We start from the raw sequence: 14,381 nt of genomic DNA, 5'->3' as shown, positions 1-14,381 counted from the left end.
AAATCAAAACATCAAAACAGAGCTGGTAGATGGCAGAGCAGAAATTTGACCTGGTAGTTATCGGATCAGGCCCCGCCGGAGAGGCGGCGGCGATGAGCGCGGCCAAGAAGGGCATGCGCGCGGCTGTGATCGAAAAGCGCCCGGCGGTAGGGGGCAACTGTACCCACAAGGGGACCATCCCGTCCAAGGCACTGCGCCACTCGGTAAAGCAGTTGATGCGCTATAACACCCAGGCGGTTTTCCGCGCCCTGGGCGAGCCCCGGCGACTCACATTCCCGCAGGTGATGGAGACCGTCCACAAGGTCATCAATTACCAGGTGGAGATGCACACCAGCTTTTATGCCCGCAACCGTGTCGAGCTGATTATCGGCGAGGCGCGTTTCCGCGACGCCCATACCGTGGAAGTCCTGCTCCAGGATGGGGCCACGGAAGTGCTGAAAGCGGAGAAGTTCATTGTTGCAACCGGCTCCCGTCCCTACAGGCCCGCGGATGTAAATTTCAATCACCCGCGTGTGTACGACAGCGATACGATCCTGGACATGCAGCACACCCCGCATTCCATCATGATCTACGGGGCGGGCGTGATCGGCTGTGAGTACGCCTCGATTTTCGCGGCACTGGGTATCAAGGTTGACCTGATCAACACCCGCGATAGCCTGCTGGAATTCCTCGATGACGAGATCTCGGACGCGCTGAGCTACCACCTGCGCGACATGGGGGTTACGGTGCGCCACCGCGAGGAATACGCGAAGGTGGTTCCCACCGATAACGGGGTGATCATGGAAATGCAGTCCGGCAAGCGTATCCATGCCGATGCATTGCTGTGGTGTAACGGCCGGTCAGGCAACACCGGCTCGCTGGGACTGGAGAATGTGGGCCTCGAGGCCAACCATCGCGGGCAACTGAAGGTGGACGAGCACTACTGCACCGAGGTGGACAGCATCTATGCCGTGGGCGACGTGATCGGCTGGCCGAGCCTGGCAAGTGCCTCCTATGACCAGGGTCGTGCGGTGGCTGCCGCGATTGCCGGCCGGGGACACCGGGTGATCGAGGACGCGCCGACCGGTATCTACACCCTGCCGGAGATCTCCTCCGTCGGGCAGACAGAGTCTGAGCTCACAGCGGCCAGGGTTCCCTATGAGGTGGGCCGGGCGCTGTTCAAGCATACCGCGCGGGCGCAGATTTCCGGTGAGCGCGTCGGCATGCTCAAGATCCTGTTCCATATCGAGACCCACGAGATTCTCGGCATCCACTGTTTTGGCGCCGAGGCGGCGGAGATCGTGCATATCGGCCAGGCGATCATGAAGCAGCCGGCACCGAACAATGTGATCGATTTCTTCGTCAATACCACCTTCAACTACCCGACCATGGCGGAGGCCTACCGCAGTGCCGCGCTGGACGGGCTTAACCGGGTAATGCGACTGTGACCGAACCCTCGCCGGGTGAATTCCGCGAGCTGGTCAGGGGATTCTTCGAGCAGATTCCCTTCAACCGGCAGATCGGGCTGGAAATGCGCGAACTCGACCTGGAGCGGCTGACCCTGTCGGCCGCTTTCGAGTTGCGGCCGGAACTGATCGGCAATATCTGGAAGAAGATCCTGCACGGGGGAGTAATCGCCACCGCGCTGGACACTGTCGGTGGCCTGACGGCTATGGTCGCCGCGTACCAGCGTATGGGGGATATCCACTGGAAAGAGAAGACCGAGCGGCTATCGAAACTCGGCACCGTGGATATGCGCGTGGATTACCTGAAGCCCGGCAGGGGAGAGCACTTTCTGTGTCGGGGCTCGATCCTGCGCACGGGCAACAAGCTTGTCGTGACGCGGATGGAGCTTTTCAATGATGCCGAGGAGCTGATTGCCACCGGCACTGCGACCTACCTCTACTGAAGCGGGCAGGGCTTACCGCGGTAAGCCCTGGCGCGTGGATTTATCCCCGCGGCTTGCTGACCACGTGCAGCACTTTGTCCCACTCGAAATATACGTAATAGTCGGCGTATTCCCACCGCGAGATGGCCGGGTCACCCACCGGGCCCTGGATCCCAACGGGCTCACCCAGGCGCGCGGTCACCTGGTCCTTGTCCAGCCCGCGCAGCGAGGAGGCCTCGGCAACCATTCCCTGGCTTCCTACCGGGACTTCCACGGTTTCGGCGGCAGCGCTGGCGGAAAAGCCCAGTACGAGGGCGCCGGCCACGGCGCGCAGGCGGGTGAGGTTGGTGGTATTGCGGTACATTGGTGTGCTCCGGCGAACGGGTTCTCTCATTATTCTTCGCCCCGGCAGGCGCTGGTAGCGCCTTGCGGCGACTGTTAACGGCTTCTTGCGCCATTAAAGCAGATATTCTGCCTAAACACTTGCCAATATTCACGTTTTTCCGACGCTGGCGCGGGCAGCCGCTGTGCTAGGCTGGAAGTGAACCCTGTTCCATGGATGGTCACGGATGCGCCCTGGAGCTCTTTTCTCAATTCCCGGCTTGCTGGTCGGAACCCTGTTCTTCGCGCTGTCGCTGACCCCATCCCTGATTCCCCGCGACGCCCTGATGCAGGGCATAGTCTCCGGTCTGTCATTCGCCGCGGGATACGGCTTTGGCAGCCTCCTTGCCTGGCTCTGGCGTTTCCTCGGGCTGCCGCTTCCGGCTGGCCGCACCCGCACGGTTCTCGTCTGGTGCTGCGCCGCGGTCTGCGCGGCGCTGGTGGTCGTTTTCCTGTGGCAGGCCACCGGCTGGCAGAACTCGGTTCGTGAGGCAATGGGACTGGGAGCGGTAGCGGGCGTGCGGCCCTTTACCATTGCCCTGGTTGCGATTGTGGTATTCATGGTCGTACTGGGTGTGGCCAGGGGCTTCCGGCGTACGATGCGGTTCCTTTCCCGCAGGCTGGAGCACCGCATTCCCCCGCGGGTTTCCATGGTGCTGGGACTTGTCGCCGCGTTCGCGCTTTTCTGGGCGCTTGTCAGCGATGTGTTGTTAATGGCTGGCCTGCGGGCGGTGGACTCGGTATACCGACAGCTCGATGCGCGCATGGAGCCGGACCTGCCCGCGCCCGCTGATCCAGACAAGCCGGGGGGCGCCCGGTCCCTGGTACGCTGGCAGGACATGGGCCACCAGGGACGCCGCTATCTCGCACTGGGGCCGACCGCCGACGATATCCGCGAGGTTGCCGGTGAGGGGATGGACCCGATCCGGGTCTACGTGGGGCTGAACGCCGCCGACACCCCGGAGGAACGCGCACAGCTGGCGCTGGAGGAATTCAAGCGGGTGGGGGGGTTCGATCGCTCGGTCGTGCTCCTGATCACCCCGACCGGGACCGGTTGGGTGGACCCGGGTGCCATCAATTCCGTCGAGTACCTGCACCGTGGCGACATTGCCAGCGTCGCAACCCAGTACTCCTATCTGCCCAGCCCCATCGCCCTGATGACCGAGGACGCCTACGGGAGGGAGACGGCGGAGGCCCTGTTCCGTGCGGTTTACGGGTACTGGCGCAAGCTGCCGCGCGATAGCCGCCCCGAGCTCTACCTGTTCGGGTTGAGCCTGGGAGCGCTCAACTCCGACCGCTCTTTCGATTTCTACGACATCATCGACGATCCATTCCACGGCGCGCTCTGGACCGGCCCGCCTTTCCGGAGCGATACCTGGCGCGCGGTGACCGCCGGGCGGGACCCCGGCTCCCCGGCCTGGCTGCCCATGTTTCGCGGTGGCGCGGTAGTGCGCTTCGGCAACCACCACGGGGGTTACCGCGGTAAGAAACCCTGGGGTAATTTCCGCATTGCCTACCTGCAGCATGCGAGCGACCCGATTGTGTTCTTCACTCCCGACGCGCTGTTGCGGAAACCGGCCTGGATGGAACGCCCGCGGGGCCCCGGGGTGTCGTCCGAGCTGCAATGGTACCCGGTCGTGACCATGTTCCAGCTCGCCGCGGACATGCACGCGGGCGTCGCGCCCATGGGCTACGGCCATAGCTATGCGCCGTCGGATTACATCCTCGCCTGGCTGGCGTTGACAGAACCCGGGGGCTGGGGCAAGTCCGGCCTCGAGCGACTCAAAAAACGGCTGCAGGGATACAACGAGCGCTGACTTTGTCCAATTACTTGGATTTCTTGCGCTATTTCCGTTTAAATCACCCCCTATGATTGCCGTATCTGACCCGCAACGGCCCTGCAGTGCCGAATATCCGCCAGTGTCGAATCACTTTGTAACCGGTAAGCGCACCTTTCCGGCGTACGGACCGGCGTACGGATCGTCCCACCTCCCCGCGGGGGCAGGGCGGCTGTACCAGGACCGGCGGGCGCCAGCGCGCCATCCGGAAACCGCCCACTTTGGAGCATTTTGAATTATGTGGGTTCGCCCCGTTCCCCTGTTCATCGGCCTGCGCTATGTAGCTGCCCGGCGCCGCCAGCAGTTCATTTCGTTTATCAACGGCTTTTCACTGCTGGGGATGGCACTCGGGGTAATGGCCCTGATCGTGGTCACCTCGGTAATGAATGGTTTCGATCGCGAACTCAAGACGCGCATCCTCAGTGTGGTGCCGCACGGGTTTGTGCAGAAAGAAGGCGGGCTGGAGGACTGGCGCGATGCGGCCGGGCAGCTGGCCCGCCAGCCCCATGTCGTGGCTGCCAGTCCCTTCGTGCGCGGTTTCGCGCTGCTCGGCGGGGGCAATGACAGCCACGGTGTCGAGTTCCAGGGTGTCGATCCGGCTGCATTGAGCGATGTCAGCCAGGTGGGCGAGCACATGCTGATGGGAAGCCTGGACACCCTGCAGCCGCGCAGCTACAACATCGTGCTGGGGCGTATCCTGGCGCGCCAGCTTAATGTCATTCCCGGTGACAGTGTCATCCTGACGCTGCCGGAAGTGGTCATTACCCCCGCGGGCATTTTTCCTCGCACCAAGCGCTTCACGGTGTCCGGGATATTTTCCGTGGGCGCGCAGGTGGACCAGAGCATGGCGCTGATGCATATCGAGGACGCGGCACGGTTGATGCGCATGCCGGGGCGGGCGCAGGGCCTGCAGCTGCGCTTCGACGACATGAACAATGCGCTGGGCAAAGTGGCCGGTTATGCGGAAGAGCTGGGCCCCGGCTTCAGCGGTGAGGACTGGAGCAAATCCCAGGGCAGCCTGTTCCAGGCAGTGAAAATGGAAAAAACGGTGGTGACGCTGATGCTGATGATCATCGTCGCCGTGGCTGCCTTCAATATTGTCTCTGCGCTGGTGCTGATGGTGGCGGACAAGCGCTCGGATATCGCCGTGCTGCGTACCCTCGGGCTGACCTCGCGGCAGATCATGGGGGTATTCGTGGTACAGGGCAGTGCCATCGGCATCATCGGCGCGCTCACCGGCGCGCTGCTGGGAATAGTGATTGCCCTGAACCTGACCGATATGGTGAGTTGGGTTGAGAATGTCCTCGGTGCCAGGATCTTTGATCCGCGGGTATTCTTCGTCAGCTTCCTGCCATCGGAGTTTCGCACCGCCGACGCCGTCATAGTGCTGGCTGCCGCGATCGTGATGAGCCTGCTGGCCACCCTGTTCCCGGCATGGCGCGCAGCCCAGATCGAGCCTGCCGAAGCACTGCGCTACGAGTAGGGCGGCGTCCAGGTAGCCGCCCGCACAGCAACCAGAATACGGAAGCATCTTAGAGATGAACAGCCAAGTGGAATTACAGACAGAGCCCGCTACTCCCGCCGAGGCCGATGGCGGCCAGGTGGTGCTTTCCTGTCGCAACCTGCGCAAGAGCTATCGCCAGGGCAACAATGAACTGCAGGTCCTGCGCGGGGTGGAGCTGGAAGTCCGGCGGGGTGAGAAGCTGGCCATTGTCGGCGCATCCGGGTCCGGCAAGTCCACACTGCTGAACCTGCTTGGCGGACTGGATACCGCCAGCGAAGGGGAAGTCCGGGTAGCGGGCCGCGACCTCGCCTCCCTGAACGCCAATGAGCGCGGCTGGCTGCGCAACCGCAGCCTGGGTTTCGTTTACCAGTTCCACCACCTGCTGGGCGAGTTTTCCGCGCTGGAGAACGTGGCGATGCCGCTGCTGATCGGCAAGTCCTCGATTGCCGATGCGCGCGCCGAGGCCGAAGCCATGCTTAGGGCAGTGGGACTGGGTGAGCGCCTCGACCACAAACCCTCCCAGTTGTCCGGGGGGGAGCGCCAGCGCGTGGCAATTGCGCGGGCCCTGGTGACCCGCCCCGCCTGCGTCCTGATGGACGAGCCCACCGGAAACCTGGACCGCGCCACGGCCCGGGAAATCCACAAATTGATGGACCGCCTGAATCGCGAGCTCGGTATCAGCTTTATTATCGTGACCCATGACCCTGACCTGGCGGCAGCGCTGGATCGCACCCTGCACCTGATCGATGGGCGCCTTGAGAGTGACTGGCAGCAGGGCAACCATGTTTAGGCCGCTGCCCGCCTTTATCGGCCTGCGCTATGCCGGGGCGCAGCGTCGCGGCGAGGACTCCGCCGGCCTGGTGTCGTTCATCTCGGGACTGTCGATGGTCGGGCTGGTGCTCGGCGTGGGCCTGATGATCGTGGTGATGTCGGTGATGAACGGGTTCGATCGCGAATTGCGCGAGCGCATCCTGGGCATTATGCCGCACGCCACCATCTACAACGCCTCTGCCGACGTAGACTGGGCCGCAGTGCGCGACCGCCTGGCGGCATCCCCGGAGGTGGAGGCGGCGGCCGAGGTGTGGCAGGTGAATGCCCTGGCCCGCAAGGGCAGGGAAGTGACCCCGTTGCTGGCCCAGGGGATCAACCCGGACACCATCACCCGGGTTTCGAATATCGATGAATTTGTCTCCGCGGAAGCATTTGCCGCCCTGGGGAATGCTGCCGAGCCCGGCATCATTCTCGGTCGCGGCCTGGCGGACAAGCTTGGTGTAGAGCGCGGCGAGCACCTCTCCCTGATTGTTCCCAACAGCGAGGGTGCCGACGGCGGCAGAAGGGCGGCGCGGCTGGCGGGCTTCCGTATCGTGGATGTATTTCATTCCGGTACCGCCCTGGACCAGAGCCTGGCCCTGCTGAGCTGGGAGCAGGCCCGTAGCCTTGCCGGTGGTGCCGGCGGCGCGGGCGTACAGTTGCGCGTGAAGGAGATGCTGGAAGCCAACTGGATCATGCGCCAGTTGCTGGCAGACCTGCCGCGTGAGAATTTCTATGGCAGTGACTGGAGCCGCACCCACGGCAACCTCTACCAGGCGATCCAGATGTCCCGCAACCTGGTGGGCCTGCTGGTGCTGCTGATTATCGCCATTGCCGCGTTCAACGTGGTGTCGACCCTGGTCATGGTGGTGATCGACAAGCACAGCGATATCGCCATCCTGCGCACCATGGGCGCCAGTACGCGGGAGATCCTGCTCACTTTCGTCAGCCAGGGAGCCCTGGTGGGCCTGGTGGGCGCTGTGGTCGGGGGCCTGCTGGGCATAGGTGCGTCACTGGTTGTTACGGATCTGGTGGCGGGCCTGGAATCCCTGTTCGGTATCCAGTTCCTGAAGTCCGACGTCTACCCCGTGGACTACCTGCCATCCGAGCTGCAGTGGGCGGATGTGGCGCTGGTTGTGGGGGCGGGCTTCCTGCTGAGCCTTCTGGCCACGCTTTACCCGTCACTGCAGGCGAGTAGGGTGCAACCCGCGGCGGCATTGCGTAACGAACAATAAGAACTGAAATCTGGGCGCAGGAAGGGGAGAGGGCTATGAGAGAGAAGGAAATGATCTTGATGCGATTTATGGCCGTCATACACCGGCCGTCGATCTGCTGGTGGCCGTTTCCTTTTCTGCGCCCCAATGAGGGCGAGGCATTCGGAAGGTTTCGGCTGTTTACCTGCGCAACGCTCTACCCGCTGTATATCTGGAGCTTTATGTCGGTGATCCTTTTCCTGAAAAAAGGCATGGGCACTGCAGAGCTCCTGCCACTAATGGGCGTCCTGTTCGGTATTTTCCTCAGCTATTACTCAATAGTGGCCTATTGCTGGAACCGGGTGCACGATCCCGAACGGCAGCGGGCTTCAATGGATCGCTGAGCGGCGTTCCAGCCGGATTTTCCAGCGTTTCAGCACATGCCAGCGCCAGAGGGCCTGCATGCCGAAATAGGAGACGGCCGCAAAGAAGATCCCGGCCAGCAGTGAGCCGAAAAACAGCGGCAGCCAGATCTTGCCCACCTCACCGGTCAACCACTCCCACGAAAGCTCCAGCCTGAAATCCAGCGGCGGCGTGCCCAGGATCCAGGCACCCAGCTTGTAGGTGCTGTAGAAAATGGCCGGCATGGTGATCGGGTTGCTGATCCAGACCAGGATCATGGACAGGGGCAGGTTGCACCGGAACCACAGCGCCAGCAGGGCGGCTATCACCATCTGGCCGGGCAGCGGCAGGAAACTGGTAAATACGCCCACGGCAAAGGCTACCGATACCGAGTGGCGATTCAGGTGGAACAGGTTGGGGTCGTGCAGCAGGGAGCCCAAAAAGCCCAGGCCCTTATTGGCCCGCACCTGTTCGGGGGTCGGCAGCCAGCGCCTGATAAAACTTTTCGGCATAACGTCACTGTACCCGGAAACTGGCAGGTCGGAACAATGGAATCCACCCGTCATTTTCAGCTGAGCGTGATCCCCCGCCTGTCCTGGTCCTTCTCTAGGATAGATCGCGGACCGGTGGGCGACACGCGCTTCCCGCTGCGGGCGCTATTATGCCCGCTTGGAGCGCTCAAGACTACCATCGCCCAACTGGTTCCCAGATAGGCAAAATTGTCAACAATGTGGGTATGGCTACAGGGTTGACCGCACATTCCTGCTGCTTTATGGTGGGCTTCCTTTTGGATTGTCGACAATCTGGTTCCAGCTTGAATGATTCACACGTGAAAGCCGCCCCCAGCGAGGCCCCCCGGACCCTGGCAGATCGCCTGTTCGAGACACTGCGGGCCGAAATCGTTGAGGGACGCATCGCCGCCGGGAGCAAAATCAGCGAGCCGGAGCTCGCGCGTCGCTTCGAGGCTAGCCGCGGCAGCCTGCGAGAGGCACTGATGCGCCTGGAGGCGCTGGGGTTGCTGGAGCGCCGCATCAATGTGGGCGCACGGGTGGTGGAGCTGACCGAGCGCGGCCTGCTGGAGCTCTATGACGTGCGTGAGGCCCTGGAAGGCATGGCCTGCCGGCTCGCTGCCGGTGCCCGTACCGCGGAGGACCTGGCCGAGTTGCGCCGGATGCTCGAGCACCATGAGCAGCAGGAAGAACTGCGCGCGGGCCGGGCCTATTTCCAGCCCGAGGGCGATTTCGACTTTCACTTCCGCATTGTGCAGGCTTCGGGTAACGACCTGCTGATCGACACACTCTGCAATCGCCTTTATTACCGCGTGCGCATGTACCGTTACCAGCTGGGCATGGCCAGTCCCCGCGCCCAGCGGGCTTTCCGCGAACACAGCCATATCATCGAGGCCATCGAGGCCGGGGATGGCGACCTTGCCGAGCTGCTCATGCGTCGCCATATCCGTGCCTCGCGGCAAAACATTGAAAATAAACTGAGGTAGCCAATGAGCCAGACTCTCTCTGCCGGCGCACGTTTCCGTCGCGCCCTTGCCGAAAACAACCCGCTGCAGGTGGTGGGCACCATCAATGCCTACACCGCCATCATGGCGGAGCGGATCGGCCACAAGGCAATCTACCTGTCGGGCGCCGGCGTCGCCAATGCCTCCTACGGCCTGCCGGACCTGGGCATGACCAGCCTCGATAATGTGCTCGAGGACGTACGCCGCATCACCGCCGCCAGCGAGCTGCCGCTGCTGGTGGATATCGATACCGGCTGGGGCGGGGCCTTCAATATTGCCCGCACCATCAAGGAGATGATCCGTGCCGGAGCGGCTGCGGTACACATCGAGGACCAGGTGGCGCAGAAACGCTGTGGCCACCGCCCGAACAAGGAAATCGTCAGCAAGGAAGAGATGGTCGATCGCATCAAGGCGGCGGTTGACGCCCGTACCGACGACAACTTCTTCATCATGGCCCGTACCGACTCCTTCGCCCAGGAAGGTCTCGACGCCGCCATCGATCGCGCCCAGGCCTGTATCGAGGCCGGTGCCGACGGCATCTTCGCCGAGGCGGTCACCGAACTGGAGCACTACCGCGCCTTCAAGGATGCGCTGAATGTGCCGATCCTTGCCAATATCACCGAGTTCGGCAAAACAAAGCTGTACAACAAGGCGGAGTTGGCGGAGTCTGGTGCGGATATGGTGCTGTACCCGCTGTCGGCCTTCCGCGCCATGAACAAGGCCGCGGAGAACGTCTACACCAGCATCCTGGAAAACGGCGACCAGCAGGTGGTGGTGGATACCATGCAGACCCGTGCGGAGCTGTATGACTACCTGAACTACCACGAGTTTGAAGAAAAGCTCGACGAGCTGTTCAAGAAGTAATTTTACCTACTGTCATCCCGGCGCAGGCCGGGATCCAGTCCGGGGGTGGTAAGAAACTCCGCACTGGATGCCGGACCAAGTCCGGCATGACGATGTACTAAAGAAAACATTGAAAGAAATAGGGGAATTAGAGATGGCAGAGAAGAAAGTAGGAGGCGCAGGCCTCCGCGGCCAGGTAGCCGGCAAAACCGCACTGTCCACCGTAGGCAAGAGCGGCTCCGGCCTGACCTACCGCGGTTACGACGTCAAGGACCTGGCGGAAAACTGCGAGTTCGAGGAAGTCGCTTACCTGATTTTCAATGGCGAGCTGCCCACCAGTGCACAGCTGGCGGATTACAAGGGCACCCTCAAGGGCATGCGCGGCCTGCCGCAGGCGCTGAAAGAAGTGCTGGAGCGCATCCCCGCCGACGCGCACCCGATGGATGTTATGCGCACCGGCTGCTCAATGCTGGGCAACCTGGAGGGCGAGGAGTCCTTCGACCAGCAGTACGACCGCGCCAACCGCCTGCTGGCCGCGTTCCCGTCCATCATCTGCTACTGGTACCGCTTCACCCACGACGGCGTGCGCATCGAGACCGAAACCGATGACGACTCCATCGGCGGCCACTTCCTGCACATGCTGCGCGGCGAGAAGCCGAATGACCTGCACGCACAGGTGATGAACGTTTCCCTGATCCTGTACGCAGAGCACGAGTTCAACGCGTCCACCTTTACCGCGCGCGTCTGCGCCTCCACCCTGTCCGACCTGTTCAGCTGCATCACCGGTGCCATCGGTTCCCTGCGCGGTCCGCTGCACGGCGGTGCCAACGAGGCGGCCATGGAGCTGATCGAGCGCTTCTCCTCGCCGGAAGAAGCGGAGAAAGAGCTGCTGGGCATGCTGGAGCGCAAGGAAAAGATCATGGGCTTCGGCCACGCGGTCTACACCGAGTCCGACCCGCGCAACGCCATCATCAAGCAGTGGGCCGAGAAGCTTGCAGCCGATGTGGGTGACGAGGTGCTGTACCCGGTTTCCGTGCGCTGCGAGGAAGTCATGTGGCGCGAGAAGAAGCTGTTCTGCAACGCCGACTTCTTCCACGCTTCCGCGTATCACTTTATGGGCATTCCCACCAAGCTGTTCACGCCGATTTTCGTAATGTCCCGCGTAACCGGCTGGGCCGCCCACGTATTCGAGCAGCGCGCCGACAACCGCATTATCCGCCCGAGCGCGGAATATGTCGGCCCGGAGCTGCGCAAGGTAACTCCGATCGCCGAACGCGGTTAATTTACTTTTTACTCGTCATTCCGGCGCAGGCCGGAATCCAGCTCTACTGAAATCCCAGCGAGCACTGGATCCCGGCCTGCGCCGGGATGACGCCGAAGTACCCCAAGTTTTATTCGAGTCTGATTTTCATGAACACCGAATACCGCAAAAAACTCCCCGGCACAGACCTCGACTTTTTCGACACCCGCGAGGCCGTCGAAAATATTCAGCCGGGTGCCTATGAAAAACTGCCGTACACTTCCCGCATCCTGGCGGAGAACCTGGTGCGTCGCTGCGAGCCGGAAATGCTCACCGACGCCCTCAAGCAGCTGATTGAGCGCAAGCGCGACCTGGACTTCCCCTGGTTCCCCGCGCGCGTCGTCTGCCACGACATCCTCGGCCAGACCGCCCTGGTGGACCTGGCCGGCCTGCGCGATGCCATCGCCGAGAAGGGTGGCGACCCGGCCAAGGTCAACCCGGTGGTGCCTACCCAGCTGATTGTCGACCACTCGCTGGCGGTGGAGCATGCGGGCTTCGAGAAGGATGCATTCGAGAAAAACCGCGCGGTGGAAGAGCGCCGCAATGAGGACCGCTTCCACTTTATCAACTGGACCAAGACCGCGTTCGAGAACGTGGACGTGATCCCGCCCGGCAACGGCATCATGCACCAGATCAACCTGGAGAAGATGTCCCCGGTGGTGCAGAAGAAAGATGGTGTCGCCTTCCCGGATACCTGCGTCGGCACCGACAGCCATACCCCGATGGTGGATGCGCTGGGCGTCATTTCAGTAGGCGTCGGCGGCCTGGAAGCCGAGAGCGTCATGCTCGGCCGCGCCTCCTATATGCGCCTGCCCGATATCGTCGGCGTTGAGCTGACCGGCAAGCTGCAGCCGGGCATCACCGGCACCGACATGGTGCTGGCCCTGACCGAATTCCTGCGCCGCGAGCGCGTTGTCGGCGCCTACTTGGAATTCTTCGGCGAGGGCGCTTCCAGCCTGAGCCTGGGCGACCGCGCCACTATTGCCAACATGACACCGGAATACGGTGCCACCGCCGGTATGTTCGCCATCGACGAGCAGACCATCGACTACCTGAAGCTGACCGGCCGCGACGACGAGCAGGTGGCTTTGGTGGAACAGTTCGCCAAGGAAACCGGCCTCTGGGCAGACAGCCTCAAAGATGCCGAATACGAGCGCGTACTGAAGTTCGACCTCTCCTCCGTTGGCCGCAACCTGGCCGGCCCCTCCAACCCGCACGCGTTGCTGCCGGTGTCCGAACTGGGCACTCGTGGAATCGCGAAAGAGTGGGAGGAAGAAGAGGGCCTGATGCCCGATGGTGCCGTGATCATCGCCGCCATCACCAGCTGCACCAACACCAGCAACCCGCGCAATATGATCGCCGCCGGCCTGATCGCGCGCAACGCCAACAAGCTGGGCCTGACCCGCAAGCCCTGGGTAAAGACCTCCCTGGCACCGGGTTCCAAGACCGTAAAAATGTACCTGGAAGAAGCCGACCTGCTGCCCGAACTGCAGCAACAGGGCTTCGACGTGGTGGCCTTTGCCTGTACCACCTGTAACGGCATGAGCGGCGCGCTGGACCCGAAGATCCAGCAGGAAGTGATCGACCGCGACCTGTACGCCACCGCCGTACTGTCCGGCAACCGTAACTTCGATGGCCGTATTCATCCCTACGCCAAGCAGGCCTTCCTGGCCTCGCCGCCGTTGGTAGTGGCCTATGCCATTGCCGGCACCATCCGTTTCGATATCGAGAAGGACGTACTGGGCCACGACAAGGACGGCAACCCGGTGACCCTGAAGGATATCTGGCCGAGCGACGAAGAGATCGACGCGATCGTCAAAGAGAGCGTCAAGCCGGAGCAGTTCCGCGAGGTCTACATCCCGATGTTCGACCTGAACAAGGCCGAGGCGGAGAAGGGCCAGCCCCTGTACGACTGGCGCCCGCAGAGCACCTATATCCGCCGCCCGCCGTACTGGGAAGGCGCTTTAGCGGGAGAGCGCAGCCTGAAAGGCATGCGCCCGCTGGCGGTGCTGGGTGACAACATCACCACCGACCACCTGTCGCCGTCCAACGCCATCCTGGCCAGCAGTGCCGCGGGTGAATACCTGGCGAAAATGGGCCTGCCGGAGGAGGACTTCAACTCCTACGCGACCCATCGCGGCGACCACCTGACCGCCCAGCGCGCCACCTTCGCCAACCCGAAGCTGCTGAACGAAATGGTGCGCGACGAAAACGGTGAGGTGAAGCAGGGCTCCCTGGCCCGCATCGAGCCGGAAGGGCAGGTGACCCGCATGTGGGAAGCCATCGAGACCTATATGGACCGCAAGCAGCCGCTGATCATTATCGCCGGCGCCGACTACGGCCAGGGCTCCTCCCGCGACTGGGCCGCCAAGGGCGTGGCGCTGGCCGGTGTGGAAGCGATCGTGGCGGAGGGCTTCGAGCGCATCCACCGCACCAACCTGATCGGCATGGGCGTGCTGCCGCTGGAATTCCAGCCCGGCACCACCCGTGAGACCCTGGGCATCGACGGCACCGAGACCTTCGACGTGATCGGCGAGCACAAGCCCCGCGCGACCCTGGCGCTGCTGATCCACCGCAAGAGCGGTGAAACCGTAGAAGTACCGGTAACCTGCCGCCTGGACACCCAGGAAGAGGTCTCCATCTACGGCGCCGGCGGTGTACTGCAGCGCTTCGCCAAGGACTTCCTGGAAGCGGAAGCCCAGGCCTGATGCGAAGCCCCCTGTAGGAGCC

At 62.7% G+C, this 14,381-nt stretch carries 13 protein-coding genes; 11 read left to right on the top strand and 2 right to left on the bottom strand.

What is annotated here, in order from left to right:
• Positions 1 to 29 precede the first annotated feature (29 nt).
• Complete coding sequence (gene sthA, locus BLT26_RS09050; protein WP_091512387.1) at positions 30 to 1,427, top strand: Si-specific NAD(P)(+) transhydrogenase; 1,398 nt, start codon at positions 30 to 32, stop codon at positions 1,425 to 1,427.
• Positions 1,424 to 1,888 (top strand): thioesterase family protein, encoded by a 465-nt coding sequence (locus BLT26_RS09045; protein WP_091512384.1) that lies wholly within the window; start codon positions 1,424 to 1,426, stop codon positions 1,886 to 1,888. The genes sthA and BLT26_RS09045 overlap by 4 nt, the downstream gene beginning before the upstream one ends.
• 40 nt (positions 1,889 to 1,928) lie before the next feature.
• On the opposite strand, the gene BLT26_RS09040 is transcribed toward BLT26_RS09045, so the two are convergent.
• Positions 1,929 to 2,231, bottom strand: coding sequence for a hypothetical protein (locus BLT26_RS09040; RefSeq protein ID WP_091512380.1), 303 nt, complete (start codon positions 2,229 to 2,231; stop codon positions 1,929 to 1,931).
• Between the two features lie 205 nt (positions 2,232 to 2,436).
• On the opposite strand from BLT26_RS09040, the gene BLT26_RS09035 reads away from it, so the two are divergent.
• The 5 genes from BLT26_RS09035 to BLT26_RS09015 all read left to right on the top strand — a co-directional run bounded on the left by BLT26_RS09035 (position 2,437) and on the right by BLT26_RS09015 (position 7,997).
• Complete coding sequence (locus tag BLT26_RS09035) at positions 2,437 to 4,065, top strand: alpha/beta hydrolase (protein WP_091512376.1); 1,629 nt, start codon at positions 2,437 to 2,439, stop codon at positions 4,063 to 4,065.
• Positions 4,066 to 4,324: 259 nt separating this feature from the next.
• Positions 4,325 to 5,569, top strand: coding sequence for a lipoprotein-releasing ABC transporter permease subunit (locus tag BLT26_RS09030; RefSeq protein ID WP_091512374.1), 1,245 nt, complete (start codon positions 4,325 to 4,327; stop codon positions 5,567 to 5,569).
• 55 nt (positions 5,570 to 5,624) lie between these two features.
• On the top strand, positions 5,625 to 6,380 hold the full coding sequence (gene lolD, locus BLT26_RS09025) for a lipoprotein-releasing ABC transporter ATP-binding protein LolD (protein ID WP_091512371.1): 756 nt from the start codon (positions 5,625 to 5,627) through the stop codon (positions 6,378 to 6,380).
• Positions 6,373 to 7,635, top strand: a complete 1,263-nt coding sequence (locus BLT26_RS09020) for a lipoprotein-releasing ABC transporter permease subunit (RefSeq protein WP_091512368.1) — start codon at positions 6,373 to 6,375, stop codon at positions 7,633 to 7,635. Before lolD ends, BLT26_RS09020 begins: the two co-directional genes overlap by 8 nt.
• Positions 7,636 to 7,670: 35 nt before the next feature.
• A complete protein-coding gene (locus BLT26_RS09015) occupies positions 7,671 to 7,997 on the top strand; it encodes a hypothetical protein (RefSeq protein ID WP_091512365.1) in 327 nt (108 codons plus the stop codon).
• On the opposite strand, the gene BLT26_RS09010 is transcribed toward BLT26_RS09015, so the two are convergent.
• Entirely contained in the window at positions 7,983 to 8,507 is a 525-nt protein-coding gene (locus tag BLT26_RS09010; protein ID WP_091512361.1) for a DUF2062 domain-containing protein, read from the bottom strand. The genes BLT26_RS09015 and BLT26_RS09010 overlap by 15 nt on opposite strands.
• Positions 8,508 to 8,824: 317 nt before the next feature.
• Here BLT26_RS09010 and BLT26_RS09005 point away from each other — a divergent pair, with 317 nt between their 5' ends.
• The 4 genes from BLT26_RS09005 (at position 8,825) to acnD (ending at position 14,359) form a co-directional block, all read left to right on the top strand.
• Complete coding sequence (locus BLT26_RS09005) at positions 8,825 to 9,490, top strand: GntR family transcriptional regulator (protein WP_245720658.1); 666 nt, start codon at positions 8,825 to 8,827, stop codon at positions 9,488 to 9,490.
• Between the two features lie 3 nt (positions 9,491 to 9,493).
• Complete coding sequence (gene prpB / locus BLT26_RS09000) at positions 9,494 to 10,372, top strand: methylisocitrate lyase (RefSeq protein ID WP_091512353.1); 879 nt, start codon at positions 9,494 to 9,496, stop codon at positions 10,370 to 10,372.
• A gap of 133 nt (positions 10,373 to 10,505) precedes the next feature.
• Positions 10,506 to 11,633 carry a bifunctional 2-methylcitrate synthase/citrate synthase gene (gene prpC, locus BLT26_RS08995; protein ID WP_091512350.1) on the top strand — a complete coding sequence of 376 codons (1,128 nt, stop codon included), beginning with the start codon at positions 10,506 to 10,508 and terminating at the stop codon, positions 11,631 to 11,633.
• Positions 11,634 to 11,761: 128 nt separating this feature from the next.
• Positions 11,762 to 14,359: a Fe/S-dependent 2-methylisocitrate dehydratase AcnD gene (gene acnD / locus BLT26_RS08990; RefSeq protein ID WP_091513347.1), complete on the top strand. Its 2,598-nt coding sequence runs from the start codon at positions 11,762 to 11,764 to the stop codon at positions 14,357 to 14,359.
• Positions 14,360 to 14,381 lie beyond the last annotated feature (22 nt).

Origin of the sequence: Microbulbifer yueqingensis, assembly GCF_900100355.1 — a bacterium.
GTDB classification, from domain to species: domain Bacteria; phylum Pseudomonadota; class Gammaproteobacteria; order Pseudomonadales; family Cellvibrionaceae; genus Microbulbifer; species Microbulbifer yueqingensis.
The sequence above is the reverse complement of the archived record's forward strand: the minus strand, read 5'-3'. Positions and strand labels throughout refer to the sequence as shown.